Raw genomic sequence first — 1,937 nt, forward strand, 5'->3', positions numbered from 1 at the left:
CCGTGGTTCGGCTGCAGGAACAAGGTCATGTGGTCGCGATGGCCGGCGACGGCATCAACGACGCCGGCGCTCTGGCTCAGGCCGACCTCGGTATCGCGATCGGCACGGGCGCTGACGTGGCCATCGCCGCCTCCGACATCACGCTCATCGGTGGCGACCTGCGCGGCATCGTGTCCGCGATCGCCCTGTCGCGGCGCACCGTGACGACGATGAAGCAGGGCCTTGCGTGGGCGTTTGGTTACAACATTCTGCTCATTCCGGTCGCTGCCGGTGCGCTGTACTGGTGGGACGGGCTGCTGCTCGACCCGGTGCTGGCGTCCGCTGCGATGGCGATGAGCTCGGTCAGCGTGCTGTCGAACGCGTTGCGGCTGCGCCGGTTCCGCCGACCCGCCTCCGTCGATGAGATCCTGCACCCGCCGCTGAAGCAGCGGGTCGGCCAGTACGCGTACCTGACCGCGATCGCGGTCGTCGCGCTCACCATCGGTGCGACATTGACGGCCGTCAGCCGGATGGACTTCGCCGAGCGCGGCATGAACGGCACGTTGGCGTGGATTCAGACGACCGGCATGCCGATGCGGCCGGCGATGTCGACGATGATGACCGCCGAGGTCCCGCCGACCGAAGCCGCTGAGGCCGGGCTCAAGGTCCAGCTGGACGTTCCCGACGCGACCCGCCCGGGGGTGCCGACGACAGTCACCGCGACCGTGGTCGACGCCGAGACCGGTGAGCCCGTCACGGACCTGACCCGTAGCCACGAGGCGTGGATGCACCTCATCGCGACCCGCCAAGACCTCGGCACGTTCGCTCACGTCCACCCGGAACCGACCGGGCGGCCCGGTGAGCTGCAGATCGAGGTGACGTTCCCGACCGCCGGGACGTACGTGGTGAACACCGAGTTCCGGCAGCGCGGCGAGATGGCTGACGTGCACCAGCGTCAGCTGGTCACGGTCGCCGGTGACGTCCCGGAACCGGTGACCCTGGCCGCCGGCCCTCGGACCGCGGTCGTTGACGGTGTCGAGGTCGAGCTGGGCGGGGAGGCGGTCGTCGGTGGACCCAGCGACCTGCACTTCACGTTCACCCACGCGGCCACCGGGGAACCGGTCGACGACCTGCAACCGTTCCTGGCCGCAGCGGGCCACGTCGTGGTGATGAAGGCCGACGCGCAGACGTTCGCCCACGAGCACGCCGAGCTCGAAGACGGCAAGGGACGCCCGGTGTTTGCCAGCCCCGGGCAGACCTTCGGTCCCGAGCTCGACGTGCACGCCGAGTTCGACACCCCCGGCGTGTACCAGCTGTGGGCCCAGTTCCGGCTCGCTGACGGCGACGTCGTGACGGTGCCGTTCACGATGCAGGCGTCCTGACCCACCCCCGACGCTGCCGGCCCGCCTACCCAGAGGCGGGTCGGCAGCACCCTCAGCAAGAACCATCCAACCGAAGGAGACCCGATGAAGACCACCGTTTCCTCAGAAGTCCTCGACGTCATCGTCGTCGGCGCCGGCCAGGCGGGACTCGCCGTGGCTTACCACCTCTCCCGTCAGGGCGCCCACTTCCTGGTTCTCGACGCCGGAGCAGAGGTCGGCGAGTCGTGGCGGACCCGGTGGGACTCGCTCCGCCTGTTCACTTCCGCGCAGTACGACGGGCTTCCCGGCATGCCGTTTCCCGCCCGAGACCGCGACCACCCGACCAAAGACATGGTGGCGGATTACCTGCGCGACTACGCCGCTCGCTTCGGCCTCCCGGTTCGATTGGGTTGTGCAGTCAGCCGGGTCGAGCAAGTGGCCGACGGGTTCGTCGTCCACACCGGCGCAGGCTCCCTTGCGGCTCGCCAGGTCGTGATCGCGACCGGCCCGTTCCAGACACCGGTCGTTCCCAGCTTGGCTGCCGACCTATCCGGTGACGTAGTTCAGCTGCACAGCGCCGAGTACCGGCGTCCCGGT

At 69.3% G+C, this 1,937-nt stretch carries 2 protein-coding genes; both read left to right on the top strand.

From position 1 onward, the window contains the following. A partial coding sequence (locus tag AB0M20_RS40725) for an HAD-IC family P-type ATPase (protein ID WP_364306567.1) occupies positions 1–1,361 on the top strand: 1,361 nt, incomplete at its 5' end. Between the two features lie 84 nt (positions 1,362–1,445). Then, a partial coding sequence (locus AB0M20_RS40730; protein WP_364306569.1) for an NAD(P)/FAD-dependent oxidoreductase occupies positions 1,446–1,937 on the top strand: 492 nt, incomplete at its 3' end.

Origin of the sequence: Actinoplanes sp. NPDC051633 (genome assembly GCF_040681735.1) — a bacterium.
In the GTDB taxonomy this organism is placed as follows: Bacteria; Actinomycetota; Actinomycetes; order Mycobacteriales; family Micromonosporaceae; genus Actinoplanes.